This window comes from Janthinobacterium sp. OK676, assembly GCF_900103595.1.
Taxonomy (GTDB): domain Bacteria; phylum Pseudomonadota; class Gammaproteobacteria; order Burkholderiales; family Burkholderiaceae_D; genus Janthinobacterium.
In genome coordinates this window covers 207,991-226,400 of the sequence record NZ_FNHA01000007.1, presented here as the reverse complement: position 1 = coordinate 226,400, position 18,410 = coordinate 207,991, and the positions used below count along the sequence as shown (strand labels likewise).

15 protein-coding genes are annotated in these 18,410 nt (G+C 65.8%); 8 read left to right on the top strand and 7 right to left on the bottom strand.

Annotated elements, in window-relative coordinates; translation table 11 throughout:
* Positions 1-82 precede the first annotated feature (82 nt).
* The 4 genes from BLU39_RS15845 (at position 83) to BLU39_RS15830 (ending at position 4,863) form a co-directional block, all read left to right on the top strand.
* On the top strand, positions 83-676 hold the full coding sequence (locus BLU39_RS15845; protein WP_092714554.1) for a metal-dependent hydrolase: 594 nt from the start codon (positions 83-85) through the stop codon (positions 674-676).
* A 116-nt stretch (positions 677-792) separates the two neighbouring features.
* Entirely contained in the window at positions 793-1,311 is a 519-nt protein-coding gene (locus tag BLU39_RS15840; RefSeq protein WP_092714551.1) for a sigma-70 family RNA polymerase sigma factor, read from the top strand.
* Entirely contained in the window at positions 1,311-2,273 is a 963-nt protein-coding gene (locus BLU39_RS15835; RefSeq protein ID WP_175539329.1) for a FecR domain-containing protein, read from the top strand. The genes BLU39_RS15840 and BLU39_RS15835 overlap by 1 nt, the downstream gene beginning before the upstream one ends.
* A gap of 115 nt (positions 2,274-2,388) precedes the next feature.
* Positions 2,389-4,863: a TonB-dependent siderophore receptor gene (locus BLU39_RS15830; protein WP_092714547.1), complete on the top strand. Its 2,475-nt coding sequence runs from the start codon at positions 2,389-2,391 to the stop codon at positions 4,861-4,863.
* 9 nt (positions 4,864-4,872) lie between these two features.
* Here BLU39_RS15830 and BLU39_RS15825 read toward each other — a convergent pair whose 3' ends face one another.
* The 4 genes from BLU39_RS15825 to BLU39_RS15810 all read right to left on the bottom strand — a co-directional run bounded on the left by BLU39_RS15825 (position 4,873) and on the right by BLU39_RS15810 (position 10,938).
* The gene (locus tag BLU39_RS15825; RefSeq protein ID WP_092714545.1) at positions 4,873-5,760 is read right to left on the bottom strand and encodes a pirin family protein; all 888 of its coding nucleotides are present in this window, start codon (positions 5,758-5,760) and stop codon (positions 4,873-4,875) included.
* Entirely contained in the window at positions 5,757-6,155 is a 399-nt protein-coding gene (locus BLU39_RS15820; protein ID WP_092714543.1) for an OsmC family protein, read from the bottom strand. The genes BLU39_RS15825 and BLU39_RS15820 overlap by 4 nt, the downstream gene beginning before the upstream one ends.
* A 126-nt stretch (positions 6,156-6,281) precedes the next feature.
* Positions 6,282-8,603 (bottom strand): SUMF1/EgtB/PvdO family nonheme iron enzyme, encoded by a 2,322-nt coding sequence (locus BLU39_RS15815; RefSeq protein ID WP_092714541.1) that lies wholly within the window; start codon positions 8,601-8,603, stop codon positions 6,282-6,284.
* A gap of 19 nt (positions 8,604-8,622) precedes the next feature.
* A complete protein-coding gene (locus tag BLU39_RS15810; RefSeq protein ID WP_092714539.1) occupies positions 8,623-10,938 on the bottom strand; it encodes a coiled-coil domain-containing protein in 2,316 nt (771 codons plus the stop codon).
* 332 nt (positions 10,939-11,270) lie between these two features.
* Between BLU39_RS15810 and BLU39_RS15805 the strand changes: the two genes are divergently transcribed.
* The 3 genes from BLU39_RS15805 to BLU39_RS15795 all read left to right on the top strand — a co-directional run bounded on the left by BLU39_RS15805 (position 11,271) and on the right by BLU39_RS15795 (position 13,531).
* Positions 11,271-11,507 carry a hypothetical protein gene (locus tag BLU39_RS15805; RefSeq protein WP_092714537.1) on the top strand — a complete coding sequence of 79 codons (237 nt, stop codon included), beginning with the start codon at positions 11,271-11,273 and terminating at the stop codon, positions 11,505-11,507.
* Between the two features lie 189 nt (positions 11,508-11,696).
* Positions 11,697-12,392: a YXWGXW repeat-containing protein gene (locus BLU39_RS29255; RefSeq protein ID WP_332870859.1), complete on the top strand. Its 696-nt coding sequence runs from the start codon at positions 11,697-11,699 to the stop codon at positions 12,390-12,392.
* A gap of 107 nt (positions 12,393-12,499) precedes the next feature.
* Entirely contained in the window at positions 12,500-13,531 is a 1,032-nt protein-coding gene (locus tag BLU39_RS15795; protein ID WP_175539328.1) for a transporter, read from the top strand.
* A gap of 60 nt (positions 13,532-13,591) precedes the next feature.
* On the opposite strand, the gene rnk is transcribed toward BLU39_RS15795, so the two are convergent.
* Positions 13,592-13,999 (bottom strand): nucleoside diphosphate kinase regulator, encoded by a 408-nt coding sequence (gene rnk, locus BLU39_RS15790; RefSeq protein ID WP_162835757.1) that lies wholly within the window; start codon positions 13,997-13,999, stop codon positions 13,592-13,594.
* Between the two features lie 10 nt (positions 14,000-14,009).
* Entirely contained in the window at positions 14,010-14,135 is a 126-nt protein-coding gene (locus BLU39_RS29180) for a hypothetical protein (protein WP_269799991.1), read from the bottom strand.
* A gap of 453 nt (positions 14,136-14,588) precedes the next feature.
* Here BLU39_RS29180 and BLU39_RS15785 point away from each other — a divergent pair, with 453 nt between their 5' ends.
* Complete coding sequence (locus BLU39_RS15785) at positions 14,589-16,481, top strand: putative bifunctional diguanylate cyclase/phosphodiesterase (RefSeq protein WP_092714535.1); 1,893 nt, start codon at positions 14,589-14,591, stop codon at positions 16,479-16,481.
* A gap of 130 nt (positions 16,482-16,611) precedes the next feature.
* On the opposite strand, the gene BLU39_RS15780 is transcribed toward BLU39_RS15785, so the two are convergent.
* On the bottom strand, positions 16,612-18,288 hold the full coding sequence (locus BLU39_RS15780; RefSeq protein ID WP_092714743.1) for a peptide chain release factor 3: 1,677 nt from the start codon (positions 18,286-18,288) through the stop codon (positions 16,612-16,614).
* Positions 18,289-18,410: the final 122 nt, after the last annotated feature.

Below are 18,410 nucleotides of genomic sequence, written 5' to 3'. Positions count from 1 at the left end.
CACGCCCCTGCATACTGTATATTCATCCAGTTAATACCAGCTGACATTTCACACGGCGCCCGCAGGGCGTTTTACATTTCCTATGGCTTCCAACAAAGCGCATCATGCGACCGGTTGGGCTGCCGGCGTGATCGCCGCGGCCCTGGTCGCGCACGCTGGCGCCGGTGGCCCCTATCAAGTGCTGAGCATGCTCGCCTTTGTCATGGGGGCGCTGGGCGGCACGGCGCCGGACTGGCTGGAAGTGGCCTGGTGGGCGCGCACGCACAAGCTGTGGATCACGCACCGCACGTGGACGCACTGGGGCCTGGCCTGGATCGCCCTGCTCGTCTACACGTATCTGCAATTGCCGCATCACCCGTGGGCCCCGCCCCTGTTCGGCTTTGCCGCCGGCGGCATCATGCATCTGCTGGCCGACTGGCCCAATCCGCTGGGCGTACCGTGGATATTCCGCCGCCACTCGCTGCGCTGGTGGAAGAGCGGCCGCCACGACATCATCGTCATCATCGCCGCCTGGCTGGCCGCCACCATCGTGGCCGACCATGTATTTTTTGACGGCATCCACTGGCAGCGCAGCGTCCTGGCGCTGGACAGCCTGCTGCACTGGTCCGCCACTGCCCTGCAGCAAGCCTGGACGGATCTGCAACAGTGGCAGGAACGCTGGCGCCTCGGTGGCTGACGCCGATTGACGGAGGTCGCATGGCAATGTGATAATGAGTATCATTCTCAAACAGCCTAGCCAGCCGGCACCCCCGCGTTCCGTCAGCCCAGCTCTTCCCTTGCCTGGAGAACGCAGTGAGTACCGTCAGTCCCACCCATGCCAATCACCTGAGCACCCTGTACAGCGAGCATCACGGCTGGCTGTATGGCTGGCTGCGGGGCAAGCTGGGCAACCGCGCCGAGGCGGCCGACCTGGCGCAGGACACGTTCTTGCGCTTGCTGGGCAAGCGCGATTTGACACCGCTGGCACCGCTGCGCGAGCCGCGTGGCTACCTGGCGACCATCGCGCGCGGCTTGCTGATCGACCGCTACCGGCGCCAGGCGCTGGAACAGGCCTACCTGGAAGCGCTGGCGCAGCAAGCCGAACCGGTATCGATCAGCGCCGAAACGCATGCCATCATCATCGAAACCCTGCTGGCCATCGATCGCCTGCTCGACCGCCTGGGCGCGCGCACGCGCGCCATCTTCCTGCTGGCGCAGATCGAGGAGCTCAGCTATGTCGACATCAGCCGGCGGCTCGGCGTGTCCCTGCCCACCGTGAAAAAGCACCTGGTGCGCGCCTACACGGAATGCCTGATGCTGGCGGCCGGCTGATGTTCGGCGCATCCTCGTCCACTCCTATCGCCCGCAAGGTCCTGGCCGCCGCCGCCCACTGGCACGTGGAACTCCAGTGCGGCGGCGCCGACCCGGCCGCCCTGCAGGCATGGCGCGACGCCAGCGCCGAACATGAGCGGGCCTGGGAGCTGCTGCAACGCATGGACGGCCAGCTGGGCGCGATACCGGCGGCGCTGGCGATGCCTGCCCTGCAGGCGGCGCAGCAGCGCCGGCGCAGCGCCGCCAAGATACTCGCCCTGCTGGTGGCGGCCGGCGGCGGCATCGCGCTAGGCCAGGCGGGCCTGCAGTCCGCCCCATGGCAAGCGTGGACGGCGTCCTTGCGCACGGCGCCGGGCCGGCGCCGCCACGTGACCCTGGCCGATGGGGGGCGCATGGAGATGAATACGGATAGCGCCCTGGACGTCGATTACAGCGCCGCGCGCCGCCGCATCCGCCTGCACCATGGCGAAATCATGATCACGACGGCGTCCGATGCGCGCCCCTTCCTCGTCGACACGCCGCACGGCGTGATCCGCGCGCTCGGTACGCGCTTCGGCGTGCGCTGCGACGGCGATGGCAGCACGGTCAGCGTCTACGAACACGCCGTGGAAGTGCGCTGCGCGGCGCGCCCGGACGCCGTGCGCCGCCTGCAAGCGGGACAGCAGCTGCGTTTCAGCGCAACCGGCACGCAGGACGTGCAGGCCATGCCCGCGCACCAGGACAGCTGGCTACGCGGCATGCTGGTGGCCGCCGACTGGCCCCTGCAGCAACTGGTGCAGGAACTGGCGCGCTACCGGCGCGGGCGCCTCGCGTGCCACGCGTCCGTGGCGCGGCGGCCCGTTACGGGCACGTATCGGCTCGACGATATCGACGCCGTGCTGGAAAGCCTGTGCGCCTCGCACGGGCTGCAAGTGACGTACTTCACGCGCTACTGGGCCACGGTGGCGGCCCGGGCCACATAATTATTGTCAGTTTTTTTGCGCCAGGGGTTGGTGTTTTGCCCGGCTGCTTCGGCTTCACAAGTAAGAAGCCGATTCATTGGCCATTTTCTTATCCCTCTGAGCAGAAAGACCGAGCATGCAGCTGACCACCCCCGTCCTCCATCCCGCCGCGCGCGCCATCCGCCTGGCCGTCATCGCCATGGCTTGCGCCGCCCCCGCCGTCTTTGTCGCCGCGCCCGCCCTGGCGCAAGGCCAGGCCGCCACCGCCCCGCAAGCCTACGCCGTACCGGCCGGCCCGCTGGCCACCGCCTTGAATGACTTTGCCGTCGCCGCCGGCGTCAGCCTGTCGACCGACCCGGCGCAGACGCGGGGACTGCGCTCGCCCGGCGTGCGCGGCAGCTTTGGCGTGACCCAAGGCTTTGCCCAGGTGCTGGCCGGCAGCGGCTTGGAAGCCGTGCAACTGCCGAACGGCGCCTACGTGCTGCGCCAGGCAGCCGTACCCTCCGCAGCGGCGGCCGGCGTGGAAAAGACCATGGCGCCCGTGACGGTCAGCGCCAGCATGGAGCGCGACCCCGTCAGTGAGCACAGCAATTCGTATGCGGCGCGCGCCGTCACCGTCGGCAAGGGCGTGCAGACCCTGCGCGAAATTCCCCAGTCCGTCAGCGTCGTTACGCGCCAGAAGATGGACGACCAGAATCTCAACACCATCGACGCCGTGCTGGCCAACACCACCGGCATCACCATGTACGACAGCCCCATGGGCGGACGCTATGTGTATTCGCGCGGCTTCATGGTCGACACTTACCAGTTCGACGGCGTGAACCGCGCCATGTACTACCCGCAGGCGAACAGCTTTACCAGCAACACGGCCGTGCTGGACAGGGTGGAAATCGTGCGCGGCGCCACGGGCCTGCTGCAGGGCACGGGTTCGCCGGGCGCCGCCATCAACATGGTGCGCAAGCGTCCGCTGGCGGAAAAGCAGGTGCAGCTGGCGCTGAGCGCCGGCCGCTGGAACGACGTGCGCGGCGAAGTCGACGTCACCGGCCCCTTGAACGAGTCGGGCAGCATCCGCGGCCGCGCCGTGGCCGCGCATGAGCAGCGCGATTATTTCTATGACGTGGCCGACAGCCGCACCGACGTGCTGTATGGCGTGCTGGAATTCGACCTGGCGCCGGGCAGCAAGCTGACGACGGGCGCCAGCTACGAGAAACTGCATTCGACGCCCTTCTTTTCCGGCATGGCCCGCTACCGCGATGGCAGCGACCCGAAACTGCCGCGCGAAACCTTCCTCGGCGCCGACTGGAACCGCTGGGCGAGCCGCCAGACGGCCGTCTTCGCCGAATTCGAGCACCGCTTCGACGCCGACTGGCTGTTCAAGGCCAGCGCCAACTACACGCGCGAGCGGCATGACGTGAAATACATGTTCAGCCAGGGCGCGATCGATCCCGCCACCATGGCCGGCATGATGATGTATGGCGGCGTGTTCGACTACGGCAGCACCAACAAGGGCCTCGACCTGTCGCTCGACGGCAAATTCAACGCCTTCGGCCGCCGCCACGGCTTCAGCGCCGGCATCAACACGAACCGCCTGGAAAGCGACAGCGATTTCAGCCTGGCACTGCTGCAGCAGCCGAACAACCCGCTGCGGCCCAATCACGGCGTGGCCGAACCGAGCGACGCCTGGTTCCGCGAAAACAGCTACCGGGGCGATCCCAGCGTGACGAAAATGACGCAGACGGGCGCCTACGGCGTGGCCCGCTTCAGCGTCAGCGATCCGCTCACCGTGGTGGCCGGCGCGCGCGTATCGAACTACAAATGGAGCAGCGTGTACCGCGACACGGGCGAGGTGTACATCGATCCGTACCGCGAAAACGGCGTCGTCACGCCGTATGGCGGCGTGATCTACGCATTCGACAAGCGCTGGTCCGGCTATGCCAGCGTGTCCGACATCTTCCAGCCGCAAAACCAGCGCACGGCCGAAGGCGCGCTGCTCGACCCGCTCAAGGGGCGCAACCTGGAAGTGGGCGTCAAGGGTGAACTGTTCGACGGCAAGGTGAACACCTCGCTGGCGCTGTTCCGCATCGAGCAGCGCAACCGCGCCGAACTCGACCTGGTCAACACCTGCTCCAGCGGCACCGAGTGCTATTTCTCGGCGGGCAAGGTGCGCAGCGAAGGCGTCGATGCGGAAATCAGCGGCGAAGTGGCACCGGGCTGGCAGCTGTTCGCCGGCTACACCCTGAACAATTTTAAATATCTGGAGCAGACGTCGAACGCGGGCGTGATGTTCGCCAGCACCTACTCGCCGCGCCACATGCTGCGCGCGTGGAGCGACTACCGTCTGCCCGGCGCCCTGCAGAAGTGGAGCGTGGGCGGCGGCGTGAACTTCCAGACGGAGAGCTCGCGCGTGACGCAGAACGTCACGGTGGCGCAAGGCGCGTATGCCTTGTTCAGCGCGCGCGGCGCCTACCAGGTCGGCCGCAACTGGACGGCGTCGCTGTCCGTGACGAACTTGCTCGACAAGCGCTACTACCAGACGGTGGGCGCGCCGGCGTGGGGCAATTTCTATGGCGAGCCGCGCAAGGCGCAACTGACCTTGCGCGCGCGTTTCTAGACGAAACGCTTATGCCGGAGGACGCAATGGCGCCTTCGGCAGCGGAATGAATTCCGTCTCGCCCGGCACGCTCCCCATGCGCTGGGCGGTCCAGTCGTCGGCCGCCTGCGACAATCGTCCCTTGCTCGACGAGACGAAATTCCAGAACAGGAAGCGGTGGCCGTCCAGCGGCTCGCCGCCGATGACGACGAACTGCACCGGGCTGCTGCCCGCCGTCACGACAGGCACCGTGCCCGCTTCCAGCAAGGCCATGGTGTGCGGCGCCAGCGCCACGCCATCGACCAGCACGTCCCCGCTGATCGGATAGATCGCCGCTTCCGGCGGCAAGCCTTCCAGCCGTAATGTACGCCCCGCCTGCAGCGCCACGTCCAGGTACACCGTCCGCATGTAGGTGCGCACGGGCGACGTCCGGCCAAAGGCCGTGCCGATCAAGACCTTGACGACGGCGCCATCGAGCGGCACGACGGGAATGTCGGCTTGCGGCGTGTGCGTAAAACTCGGTTCGTCCTCCTCGTGCGCCTTGGGCAGCGCGGCCCACAGCTGCAAGCCGTGCGTGCGGTGCGGCTGGCCCGCCAGGTCGTGCGGCGTGCGTTCCGAATGCACGATGCCGCGCCCGGCCGTCATCCAGTTGATGGCGCCCGGTTCGATGCGCTGGTAGGAGCCGATGCTGTCGCGGTGGTCGATCGCGCCCTCGAACAGATAGGTGACGGTGGCCAGGCCGATGTGCGGATGGGGGCGCACGTCGTGGTTGGCGTCGGGCGCCACGTCGATGGGGCCGAAATGGTCGAAGAAGATGAAGGGGCCGACGGCCTGCTTGGCCGCCGAAGGCAGCAAGCGCCGCACGACGAAGCCGCCGCCCAGGTCCTTTTCGTGGCTTTTCAGGATGGCCGCGCTCATGCCAGCACCGTCGTGATTTCGGTGGTGACGGCCGTCATCAGCTTGTGGATCGGGCATTTGCCGGCCACGGCCAGCAATTCCTGGCGCTGCGCATCCGTCAGCTCCCCCGTCAGGTGCAGGGTGGCGGCCAGGCGGTACACGCCCTTGCGCTCTTCGCTGGCATCGCGCTCGGTCGACACTTCCACGTGTTCCAGCGGGATACCCTTGTGCCTGGCGTACCAGACGACGGTGAGCGCCTTGCAGGCCGACAGGGCCGCGTCGTACAGGTCGTGCGGCGAAGGGCCGGCGTCGCCGCCGCCCTCTTCCACCGAGGCGTCGGCGGAAATGATGTGGTCGCGCACGTGCACGATGTGGCGCATGGGTAGCGACTGGTCGCGGATGGCTTTGATGGTCATGGCGTTCCTTGGTGCGTTTGGAAAGCCACAATTTACACCGTTTGGCCGCTTGGCGCAGCCCGCTGCCCTGCAAAACTGGTCATGAGATACGGAACACGGCGTGACGACGCTGTACGCAGGACTTGCCTAGTCGAGCGTGCGCGCCACCCTGAACCCCACGATATCGTTCGACAGCACGGTGGAAAAACCGTTGCGCAGGGCCGAACGCAAATAGCGCGGGTGGTACAGCCACGAGCCGCCGCGCAGGATGCGCCGGCTGCTGTCGCTGCCCTCTTCCCACGCGCTGCCATCGACGGGCGCGCCTTCGTAATTGTCGTGCACGACGTCCTGCACCCATTCCCACACATTGCCATGCATGTCGAACAGGCCCCAGGAATTCGGCGCGAAAGTGCCCAGCGGCGTCGTGCCGCCCCGGTACACGCCGCGCGGGCCGCCGTTATACACGTACAGGCCATCGTAGTTGGCTTGCTCGGTGCTGATCGTGTCGCCCACGTTGAAGGCCGTGCGCGTGCCGGCGCGGCATGCGTATTCCCATTCCGCTTCGCTGGGCAGGCGGTACTGGCGGCCCGTGCGTTCGCTCATCCAAGCCAGGTACAGCTGCGCGTCATTCCAGCTCACGCCCACCACCGGGTGCTGGTCGTTCTGCACGAAGCCGGGATTGTCCCAGTCCGTCTCGGAACCGCCCGCCCAGCCGGTCGCCTTGACGAAGGCGCGCCATTCGCCCACGCTGACGGGGTGGCGCGCCAGCGCAAACGGGCGCTCGATGCCGACCCAGTGCTGCGGCATTTCGCGCTCGAGCCACGTCTGCTGCGAGCCGGCCTGGATGGCGGCCTTGTGTTCCGTCTCGTGCGCGCCCATCTGGAAGCGGCCGCTGGGAATCAGTACCAGTTCCGGCCCCTGGCCCGAGCCATCGAGAAAATCGTCGCGCAAGACGCCTTCCGCATTGGGCACCGGTTCCACGTGCTCGGCTTCCGGCGCCGGTGCGGATGCCGGTACCGGGGCAGCGGCTACCGCGGCGCGGCTGGCCTGTTCCTTGCGCGCGCGTTCCTGCTCGGCGCGATAGGCCGCTTCCGCCTTGGCGACGATGGCCTTGCGCTGCAACTCCTGGTGTTCCTGCAAGGCGGTGGCCGCATCGGCTTCGCGGCGTGCGCGCAGCTGGCCGCGCAGCGCTTCCTTGCGCAGCTTGCGCGCCTCTTCCGCTTCGAAATGGCGCTGCGCCTCCTGTTCGCGGCGCAGTTTGTCCTGGCGCTGCTTTTCCAGCGCGGCGGCCTGGATCTCGGCCTTGCGGCGCTGGTCCAGTTCTTCCTGACGTATCCGGGCCTGCTTGAGTTCTTCCTCGCGGGCCTGTTCGGCGGCCAGCGCCGCTTCCCGTTGTTGCTGCGCCTGTTGCGCCGCGCGCGCCTGCTGCTGGCGCGCCTGTTCCGCCAGTTCCTCGGGCGACGGTCCGGCCGCGCGTTCCAGGCTTTCCAGCAAGGCTTGCACGGATTGGGGCCGCAGTTCCGGCGTCAGCGAAAAACCGTTCTGCAGCACTTGCCACTGCTGCGCGTTGAGCGCTTGCGGCGCCGATGGCAAATGGCTGGCATTGCGCGTATCGTCGAACGGCATGCGCCCTTCGAGCATCTGATAGATCATCACGGCCACCGCATACACGTCCAGGCGCGGGCTGGGCTGGCGCTGGTTGGCGCCGGCCTCGGGCGCCCGGTAGCCGTGCGTGCCCGCATTCGGCATGTCCAGCGCCAGGCTGCTGTCCGCATTGCGCACGCGCGTAGCGATGCCGTAGTCGAGCAGCTTGACGTCGCCCTTCGCCGTCAGGAAGACATTGCCCGGCTTGATGTCGCGGTGCACGAGCTTGTGCTTTTCCCACGCATACGACAGGGCGTCCGCCACCGGCTGCAGCAGTTCCTGCACGGTGGACAGGGGCAGCGCGCCCGTGCGCGCCAGATAGTGCTCGAGGTCTTCGCCATCGAGGCATTCCATGATGATGAAATAGCTGGCCGTGGCCGGGTCCTGCGCCCACTCGTAGACGCGGACGATGTTTTCATGCGCGAGCTTGCGCGCCTGGGTCGCTTCCTCGATCAGCAGCTTGGCATGGGTGGCGCTCTGCGTCAGCTGCGGCGGCAAGATCTTCAGCGCCACCATTTCGCTGCTGCCCAGCTCCGCGTGCGTGGCCAGGTCGGTTGCTTGCCACACCTGCCCCATGCCGCCCGTGCCGATCAGCCGCTCGAGCCGGTAGCGGCGGTTTTGCGGGCCGATTTCCTGGCCCGTCATGAAGCCCAGTTCCGTCCCCTGGCGCACGGGCGGCGGCGCGGGCACAGGCGCAACGCCTGGCGGCGCGTACTCGGCGTCGAGGATGGCGTTCTTGCGGCGTTCAAATTCCTGCTCGCTGAGCAGCCCGTCGTCGTGGAGGGCCCGCAGTTCCCGCAGTTTCTCTCGTGCTTTTTGCATCATCTGGGGTAGAACGCTTCCATCAAGGCTGCAAGGCGACGCCGCAGGCGGCGCAGAATTTATCTTCCGGATGGCCCGCGCGCTGCGCGTGGCCGTTCTTGCAGCGGGCCGGCGCTGCTGCTGCGGCGCCCGGCTGCAGCGCCTGCGCCACGGCCATGCCCAGCTGCGCCTGCGCCGACAGGCCATGCGCGTGGGCCGCGTTCTGCAGGTTGATCAGGTCGAGCTGCTGGCGCCGTTCGCGTTCCGCCTGGCCTTCCAGGTAGCTGCGCTCCTGCGCCACGCTGTCCTGCGCCATGCGCATGGCGTCCAGCGGCGCGACGCTGTTCTCGGCCGCCGCCAGCGCCGCCAGCGCGTGGATCTGCTCGGCGCTCATGCCCGCCTGCAGCTGCGTTTTCAGCACTTGCGCCAGCACGGCCGCATTCTGCCCGGCGGCCATCGCCACCTTGCCCGTGTCGCTCAGCGAGCCGATTTTCTCGATGCGGTCGATGTCGATGCGGGCCAGTTCGGCCGCGTGCGCCTGCTGCGCCAGCAGGGCTTCATATTCACCTTTCCAGCGCGCGTAATCGCTTTCGCGCTGCTGCGCCATGGCCAGCAGATCGCGCTGCCATTGCGCTTCCTGTTCCAGCTGGCGCAGCTGCTGGCGCTGTTCCTCGATGGCCAGCGCGTCGAGCTGCGCCAGCTGCGTTTGCTGCTGCAGCTGGCGCGCGTGCACGCCGTCGGCCTCGATGGTGCGCAGCAGCTTTTCCTGCTGCGCGATGGCGTCTTCGCGCGCGCCGCCGCGCCGCAGCGCCGCGACTTTTTCCGCGATTTCCGCCGCCTGCACCTGGGCCGCTTCATCCTTGTGCGCTTCGGCGCGCAGCAATTCGCGCTGGCGCGCCAGCTGCATCTGGTCTTCCCACTCCTGCACCCGCTCGGCCTCGCGCTTGCGTGCCGCATTCACCAGCATCAGGCCCTGCCACGCGGCCTGGTGCTGCTCCGCCTCCAGCTGCGCCTCGCGCCGGGCCGCCTCCGCTTCCGCCTGGCGCAGGCGCGCCAGCTGGGTGCGGCGGCCCGTCTCGTCGTCGATCAGCAGCGCGCTTTCCACTTGCTGCGCGATCGACTGCAAGTGCACCTGGTGCGTAAAGCGCTGCTGCGCCAGCTGGATCTGTTCGCGGCCGTGCAGCTGCGACAGTTCCAGCTCGCTGCGCATCTTGATGGCGGCCAGCGCCCGCACGTGTTCCCAGTTGGCCGCTTCGTCGGCCCGCTGCGCCCCTTTTTGCGCCAGTTCCTGTTCCAGCTCGCCCAGCGCCAGCGCGGCGCCATGGTCGAGCGCCTGGCGCCGCGATTTCGCTTCCAGGATGCGGCCGTACAGGTCGATCTGGCGCCCGCGCAGCGCTTGCAGGCGCTCCGCTTCCTGGTGGTTCAGTTCCGCCTTTTCCAGCGTCGCATCCTGCCGCAGCTCGGCGCGGCGGTGCGCATGGCGCGCCGCCTGTTCCTCGCGGCGGATGCGCTGCCACTCTTCCTCGTCATACAGCTGGTCGAGCTGTTTCATGCGCTCCAGGCTGTGCTGCTCGAGTTCCTGCGCCGGCAAGCCGCCCAGCCACAGGGTGCCGATGGCCGCATCGCCGTCGCCCGCGCGCTTGTCGTGCCGCAGGCTCAGCGTTTCCACGCGCGCCACGGCCAGGCCGCTGGGCGCCAGGCGCTGCGTCAGGGCCGATTGCAGGCGTTCGTTCAATTCGGGCCGCAAGTCGGCATTCGCGTCCATCTCGCGCAGCGCGCGGCTGCCGATGAATTCCAGCGCGATCTGGCGCACGGACGGCAGCAGCAAGGCGTGCAGGTGGGCGCGCGTGACGGCGCCCGGCGCGCGCATGAACTGGCGCGCGAACGCATCGGGCTGGCCCAGCGCGATGTCCACGCGCAGCGACGCGGCCACGTCCAGCAGCTCCGTGCTGGCCAGGCCGGGCAAGTCGAAGTCCAGGCTGACGGCGTCGGCGCGCGCGATCAGCACTTCGGCCGGGCGCGCCGGCAGCAGCGCGGGCAGGCGCGCGAAGAAGGCGGCGCTGTCGTAGTCGCCAGCCGGTATCAAGGTGAAAGCGTCCGATTGCACGATCCAGGCGCGCGACGCGGCCGGCACCTGCAGGCGCCGCGCGGCGCTGCCGAACAGCGAGGACAGTTCGCGCACGCCAAAGAACAGGGCCAGTTGCCCATCAGCAAGATGCCATTGATTGGCATGCAGCACCGCGTCGCTGTCGGGTGCTCCCAGCGACAAGCCGCATTGCGCGCAATAGCCGGCGGCGGCGCCGTTCTTGTGCTCGCAGCGCGGGCAGCGGGCGCCGCCATAACCAAACAATTGGAACATGTGTGACTCCTGATGAGAATAATGGTGTGCGCAACACGGCTGCCAGGCCGATTCTAGCAGGATAGCCGGGCCTCACTTGCCGCGCACAGCATGGGCATGGCAGTGCGCAGCGTCAGATAATGCCATAGAGCAATTGCATTCATATGCGCGGATACAGGGCTAATTAGGCCTCAATTCAAGCGGTCGCCCGCCAGCGTCGCGCGCAGGCATTTCAGCGCCGTTTTTTTGCAGGCCATCCCGCCAAAACCACGGCTGGTCGCATGCGCATGGCGCGCCGGCCCGCGCATGGCTACAGTGCATGCATACCCACCCGCCACCCGAAAGGAACCATCATGAAAGCCTTGAAAAACATGGAAGCCATCTTCACCATCGCCGTCGCCATCGCCTGCGGCGCCAGCTATGCCAGCTTCATGCAGCCATCGGCGGTCAGGACGGCCGACGTGGCGCAAGCGAACGCCATCCCCGTCGTGGTGGTCAGTGCCAAGCGCCTGACGGAACAGGAAAAGAAAATCTCGCTGATCGAGGAACGGCAAGCCTTGCTGGGCAACGCCACCGCCAGCACCTTGTGAGCCTGCGATGCTGATCCCACGCCGCCTGGCGCGCGTTTGAATCCCGCCGCGCCAGGCCGCCATTTGTATCGGCCACGGATACACGGCCACACAGCATTGTGTCAATTGTAATAAGTTGAATCAAAGGCGATCTGCCCGCCTGCAAGCGCCTATAGTCCATTTCAAGCAATCACCGAAATGGAGCACATCATGAAACCCATCACACTCTACGCAGCAGCCATGCTTGCCATCAGCACCGCGGCTTTCCTGCCTGCGCAAGCGATGGCCCAAGGCCAGGTCGGCGTCAGCATTGTCATCGGCAACGCCCCACCTCCGCCACGGTTTGAAAGCGTGCCCGCGCCGCGCGCCGGCTATGTCTGGGCGCCAGGCTACTGGAACTGGGATGGCCAGCGCCACGTCTGGACCGACGGCGAATGGCTGCGCGAACGGGGCGGCAACCAGTACCGCCGCGCCGCCTGGATACAGGAGAACAACCGCTGGCGCCTGGACCGTGGCGGCTGGGTCGAGGCACAGGTGCTGCCCGTGCGCTATGACGACATCCGCATCGCCCCGCCGCCGCCGCGCCGGGAAGCCATCCCGCGCGCGCGCCACGGCTACGTCTGGGCGCCCGGCCACTGGGAATGGCGCAGCCAGCGCTACGCGTGGACGCCAGGCGTTTGGATCGCCGAACGCCCGGGCTACGTGTATGCGCCGCCCGCCTGGAACCAGCGCGATGGCCGCTGGCAAATGGAGCAAGGCCGCTGGTCGCGCGGTCCGAACGGCGACCGTGACCACGACGGCATCCCCAACCGCTATGACCGCGACAATGGCAACCGCCACGACCGCGACGGCGACGGAGTTCCGAACCGCGACGACCGCAGGCCCGACAACCCTCGCCGCTACTAAGTAGCGAACACCAAGGCTACCCTTCGCGGTGGCCTTGTCATTTTCCCGACACATCCGTGTATTAAAATCGCGCGACGATCAATTACACTGCGCGAGAAAGATTCACGATGGCGATGGAAACTGCCGGTTTTACCTACGGTTCGGATACTTCGGGCCTGGTCTGGGGCTTCCTGTTTGGCCGCGAGGCGCAGCCGCTGGCCCTCGACTCGACGGCCGCGCTGGCCTGGCTGGCCGATGGCGCGGCCAGGCCGGCGCAGGAATTCGTCTGGCTGCATTTCAATCTGTCGCATGCGGCCAGCGAAAAATGGCTGATGGCGCACACGCAGCTGGCCCACGAATTCTATGAAACCCTGCACCAGGGTTCCCGTTCCACGCGCATCGAACAGGCGGAAAACACCCTGATCGCCGTGGTCAACGATGTGGTGCACAATTTCTCGTTCGAGGCGTCCGACATTTCCACCATGTGGGCCAGCGTGGCGCAAGACCTCGTCATCACGGCGCGCCGCGCGCCGCTGCAGTCGATCGAGCGCCTGCGCCAGGCCGTCATCAAGAACCACGAGCCGATCCGCTCGTCGGTGGAGCTGCTGATTCATCTGCTGCGCGACCAGGCCGACGTGCTGGTCAACATCGTGCGCGACGCCGTGGCGCGGGTCGACGATATCGAAGACCACTTGCTGGCCGGGCGCCTGGTGCCGAAACGCGAAGACCTGGGCGCCATGCGGCGCGTGCTGGTGCGGCTGCAGCGCCTGCTGGCGCCGGAACCGGCCGCCCTGTTCCGACTGCTGCAACGCCCGCCTGCGTGGGTATCGGAGCTCGACAGCCTGGAATTGCGCCAGTCGACGGAAGAGTTTTCCGTCGTGCTCAGCGACATGTCCTCGCTACAGGAACGCATCAAATTGCTGCAGGAGGAGATCGCCGCCAGCGTCAACGAGGAAAACAGCCGCAGCCTGTTCGTGCTGACCATCGTCACCGTGCTGGCCTTGCCGATCAATATCATCGCCGGCATGCTGGGCATGAACGTGGGGGGGATTCCGCTGGCCCAGCATCCGCAGGGCTTCTGGATCATCGTCGCCATCATCGTCACGTTTACGGTCGTGGCGGGATGGCTGGTGGTGCGCGTGCAACGCAATAGTTCTTAAGCGAAAGCACGGCCTGGCAGGCGAACGGCGGGCGCCGTCCGCCGTGACTGCTTGCCGCGCTTAGCGGTGGTATTCGCCAGCCCGTTCAGGCTGGTAGACGATTTCCTCGATCTTGACCTTCACCACGCCGCCCGGCATGGGCCAGGCGATGCTGTCGCCAACGGACAGGCCCAGCAGCGCGCTGCCGACGGGCGCCAGCACGGAAATGCGGTCGGCCTGGCCTTCCACGTCCTTCGGATACACGAGCGTCAGGCAGAATTCTTCCTTGTTTTCCACCGTGAAGCGCACGGTGGAATTCATCGTCACGACGGTCGGCGGGATCTCTTGCGGCTCGAGCACCTCGGCGCGGCCCAGCTCGTCGAGCAAGGCGGCCTTGTCCGGCGACAAGTTATTACCCAAGGCATACAACAACGCTTCCAGTCGTTCCAGGTCTTGTGACGACAAAATAATTTTTGGTTTTTTTTCCAAGATATCCTCACTATTGATCATCAGGGCGACGTCCGGTTTTGCCGGCGGCTGCTGACTTGGCCGCGGCAGACAAAACAAACAGCATCAGGACGTCCATCATCAGCGGATTATGGACGAACTCGCGGAGCAAGGCCATAGCGTTCTCGCATTCTTCCTTAAAATTTATTAAAATCAATGACTTGCAATGGCCGATATAGACAAAAAGTTAATCCGCGCCGCGATAGCCAGCGGCATTGAAGTTATTCTTGCTGGATTTTGTTTACTGTCAGCATTGTTTTAAGAGAAAAAAAACGGCGAGCAAAAAAAGGATTAAAATTCAGCATGAATTATTATTAGAAAGACACGCCCGCCTTTTTCATCTGTCTCGTCGCCCTGCCAGCTGCCACCGGTGCGCGGCATGGGCACTAAATTGCCGCGCGCCCTGTACTTTCACGCTGCAAAATGACAATATGTCGGCCTTAGCAACACTTGGCAACACGTTGAGAGTTCCGGCTCACTTCGGTTTTCATCAGACTGGAACGTAAAGTATGGCAGGGCGAGGCGGCATCACACGGGGCGGCGGCAAGCGGGGCCGGCAGGAGAATGCGTCATGATGGCGCCATTGATGCTGCCCTCGGCGCAATTGCGCGGCGACCGGATAGCCCGGCTGAATTTGCTGGCCGCGGCGGCCATGCTGGCCATGGCCAGCCTGCTGCTGATCCTCTTCCAATTATTTTCCCTCCAGTCATCCTTCCAGCGCAACCTGCACATCCAGGCCGACATGCTGGCGCCCGCCGCCACCGAGGCCCTGCGCCAGGGCAACCATCTTGCAGCACAACAACTTCTTGCTTCCCTCGCCGCCGCCCCGCACGTCCGACAAGCGCTGCTCTACAACCCGTACGGCGCGCCCTTTGCCCGCTACGCGCGCAGCAGCACCGACGCCGTGCCCGCCGCGCCGCGCAACGGCCTGCACCTTGATTGCCTGGACGGCAGCGCCACGATATTGAAAGCCTTGCCCGGCGGCGGTGCGCTGTACCTGCACGCCAGCCTGGCGCCGCTGTACGCCAGCCTGGCCCAATTTGCCGCCTTCACCCTGCTCGTCTGCCTGTGCGCGTTCGGCCTGACGTTCCTGATGGTGCGCCGCACGCGCACCGCCGCCCAGCAGGCGGAAAACCATTTGCATTACCTGGCCCACGTCGACTCCGTCACGCAGCTGCCGAACCGACATGAATTCAACGACGCCCTGGCCTACGCGCTGGCGCGCGCCGACCGCCAGGACAGCAGCGTGGGCCTGCTGCTGCTGGACCTGGACAACTTCAAGGTGGTCAACGATACCCTGGGCCACCACTGCGGCGACCAGCTGCTCAAGCTCGTGTCCGAGCGCCTGGTGGCCATCCTGCGCGGCACCGACATCATCTGCCGCATCGGCGGCGACGAATTCGTCGTCATCGTCGAACCGGCCGACGACAGCTCGGAAATGGCCAGCGTGGCGCGCAAGATCCTCGCCGTGCTGGCCGAACCGTTCGACCTCGAAGGCCACCAGCTGTACGTCAGCGCCAGCATCGGCGTGAGCCTGTATCCGTTCGACGCCCATGACGTGGCCACCCTGACGCGCAATGCCGATACGGCCATGTACCATGCCAAGCACCAGGGCAAGAACCGCTACGCCGTGTTCAAGGCCGAAATGGAATTGCGCGCCCAGCGCCGCCTGCGCATGGAAGCGAACCTGCGCCGCGCGCTGCAAAACGAGGAACTGTATCTGCACTACCAGCCGCAGATCGATTTGCGCAGCGGGCGCATCGTCGGCGTGGAAGCGCTGATACGCTGGAACTGCCGCGAAATGGGCCAGCTGAGCCCCGCCGAATTCATTCCCGTGGCCGAGGAAAGCGGCATCATCGTCGACCTGGGACGCTGGGTGCTGCAAAGCGCCTGCCGCCAGGCGGCTGCCTGGTACAAGGCGGGCCTGCTCGATTCGCTGGAACACGTGGCCGTCAACCTGTCGGCCTGCCAGGCGCGCGACCCGGGCCTGATGGACGATATCCACGCCATCCTGCACGAAACGCAGCTGCCGCATGGCTTGCTGGAGCTGGAAATCACGGAGGGCGTCCTGATGGACAATATCCACGCCAATGTGGAACTGATGCGGCGCCTGCAGGAAGCGGGCATCCACCTGTCGGTCGACGACTTCGGCACCGGCTATTCCTCGATGTCCTACCTGAAGCGCCTGCCGATCGACCAATTGAAGATAGACCGCAGCTTCGTGCGCGACCTGCCCGGCGAGGGCGAAGCCATCGTCACGGCCATCATCGCCATGGCGCACAGCCTGCATCTGAAAGTGGTGGCCGAAGGGGTGGAAACCTTGCGGCAGGTGGAGTTTTTGAGAACGGCGGGCTGCGACAACGTGCAGGGCTTCTTCTTCGCGCGTCCGATGACGGCGGCGCAGCTGACGGCCTTGCTGCTGGAGCGGCGCGACTGGAGCACGCGCACGATCTTGCCGGCTTGAGTGACTGCCAACGATGGTTGTCGGATGACGGCCGTTGGCCTAATCCGACCTACAGCACCACACCATGAACAGATAGGTCGGCGTAGGTCGGGTTGGCGCAAAGCGCGTAACCCGACACCACTACGCTACATCAAGCCAATTTGGCCGAGTGCTCGCGCGTCGCGTGGAACTTCAGCTTCGGCCAGCGCTCTTCCGTCAGGCGCAGGTTCACGCCCGATGTGGCCAGGTAGGCCATGTTGCCGGCCGCATCGTAGGCCACGTTGTGGCCGAGCGCGTTTTCGAAATCCTGCAGGATGCGCTTGTCGTCGCAGCTGACCCAGCGGGCGCTGCTGATGCTCGTGCCTTCGAACACGGCGTCGACGCCATACTCGTTGAGCAGGCGGCTGGCCACCACTTCGAACTGCAGCACGCCGACGGCGCCCAGTACCAGTTCGCCGCCCTGCACCGGCTTGAACACTTGCACCGCGCCCTCTTCGCCCAGCTGCTGCAAGCCCTTGTGCAACTGCTTGATCTTCAGCGGATTACGGATGCGCACGGAGCGGAAGAAGTCCGGCGCGAAGTACGGGATGCCCGTAAACGTCAGCATCTCGCCTTCGGAAAAACTGTCGCCGATCTGCATGTTGCCGTGGTTCGGCAAGCCGATGATGTCGCCAGCGTACGCCTCTTCCACCTGTTCGCGCGACGATGCCATGAACGTCACCACGTTCGACACCTTGATCTCGCGGCCCAGGCGCAAGTGCTTGACCTTCATGCCGCGCTCGAAACGTCCCGAGCACACGCGCAAAAAGGCGATGCGGTCGCGGTGGGCCGGGTCCATGTTCGCCTGGATCTTGAAGACGAAACCGGTAAATGGCTGCTCGGTCGGATCGACGGAACGCACGGTGGCGTCACGCGGGCGCGGCGCCGGGGCCCAGTCGACCAGCGCGGACAGAATCTCGCGCACGCCGAAGTTGTTGATGGCCGAACCGAAGAACACGGGCGTCTGCACGCCGGAGAGGAATTCTTCCAGGTTGAACGGGTTCGATGCGCCATGCACCAGTTCCACTTCCATGCGCAGCTGGTCCATCTCGAGCGGGAACATCTCCTGCAGGCGCGGGTTGTCGATGCCCTTGATGATTTCAAAGGCGCCGTCGGCCTTCTCTTCACCGGCCTTGAACAGCATGATCTCGTCGTTCAGCAGGTGGTACACGCCGCGGAAGTTCTTGCCCATGCCGATAGGCCAGGTGACGGGCGCGCACTGGATCTTCAGCACCGATTCAAGTTCGTCGAGCAGGTCCAGCGGATCGCGCGTCTCGCGGTCCATCTTGTTCATGAAGGTGACGATCGGCGTATTGCGCATGCGGCACACGGCCAGCAGCTTGATCGTCTGCGCTTCCACGCCCTTGGCCGCATCGATCACCATCAGCGCCGAGTCGACCGCCGTCAGCACGCGGTAGGTATCTTCCGAGAAGTCCTGGTGGCCCGGGGTGTCGAGCAGGTTGACGACGTGGTCGCGGAATTCGAACTGCATCACCGAGGAAGCGACGGAAATGCCGCGCTGCTTCTCGATCTCCATCCAGTCCGACGTCGCGTGGCGGCCCGATTTGCGCGCCTTGACGGTACCGGCCATCTGGATCGCGCCCGAGAACAGCAGCAGTTTTTCCGTCAGGGTGGTCTTGCCCGCATCCGGGTGGGAAATGATGCCGAAGGTGCGGCGGCGCTGCACTTCGCGCGCGATCACGGCCGGCGCCTTGCTGCTCGCTGGCGCTGCTGCGCTGTCCGCGCTGTCGCTGGAATCGGGGGTGTTGATGTCGTTCTCGTTGGCCATATTGGTGACCATAATATGGCCCTCGCAAAAAACCCTCGATTTTACAGAAGGATCGGCCTTCCGTGTGAACTGCTTCACTCTGGCGAACGGCAACATTGGCCACTTCATCAAGGGGTCACAAT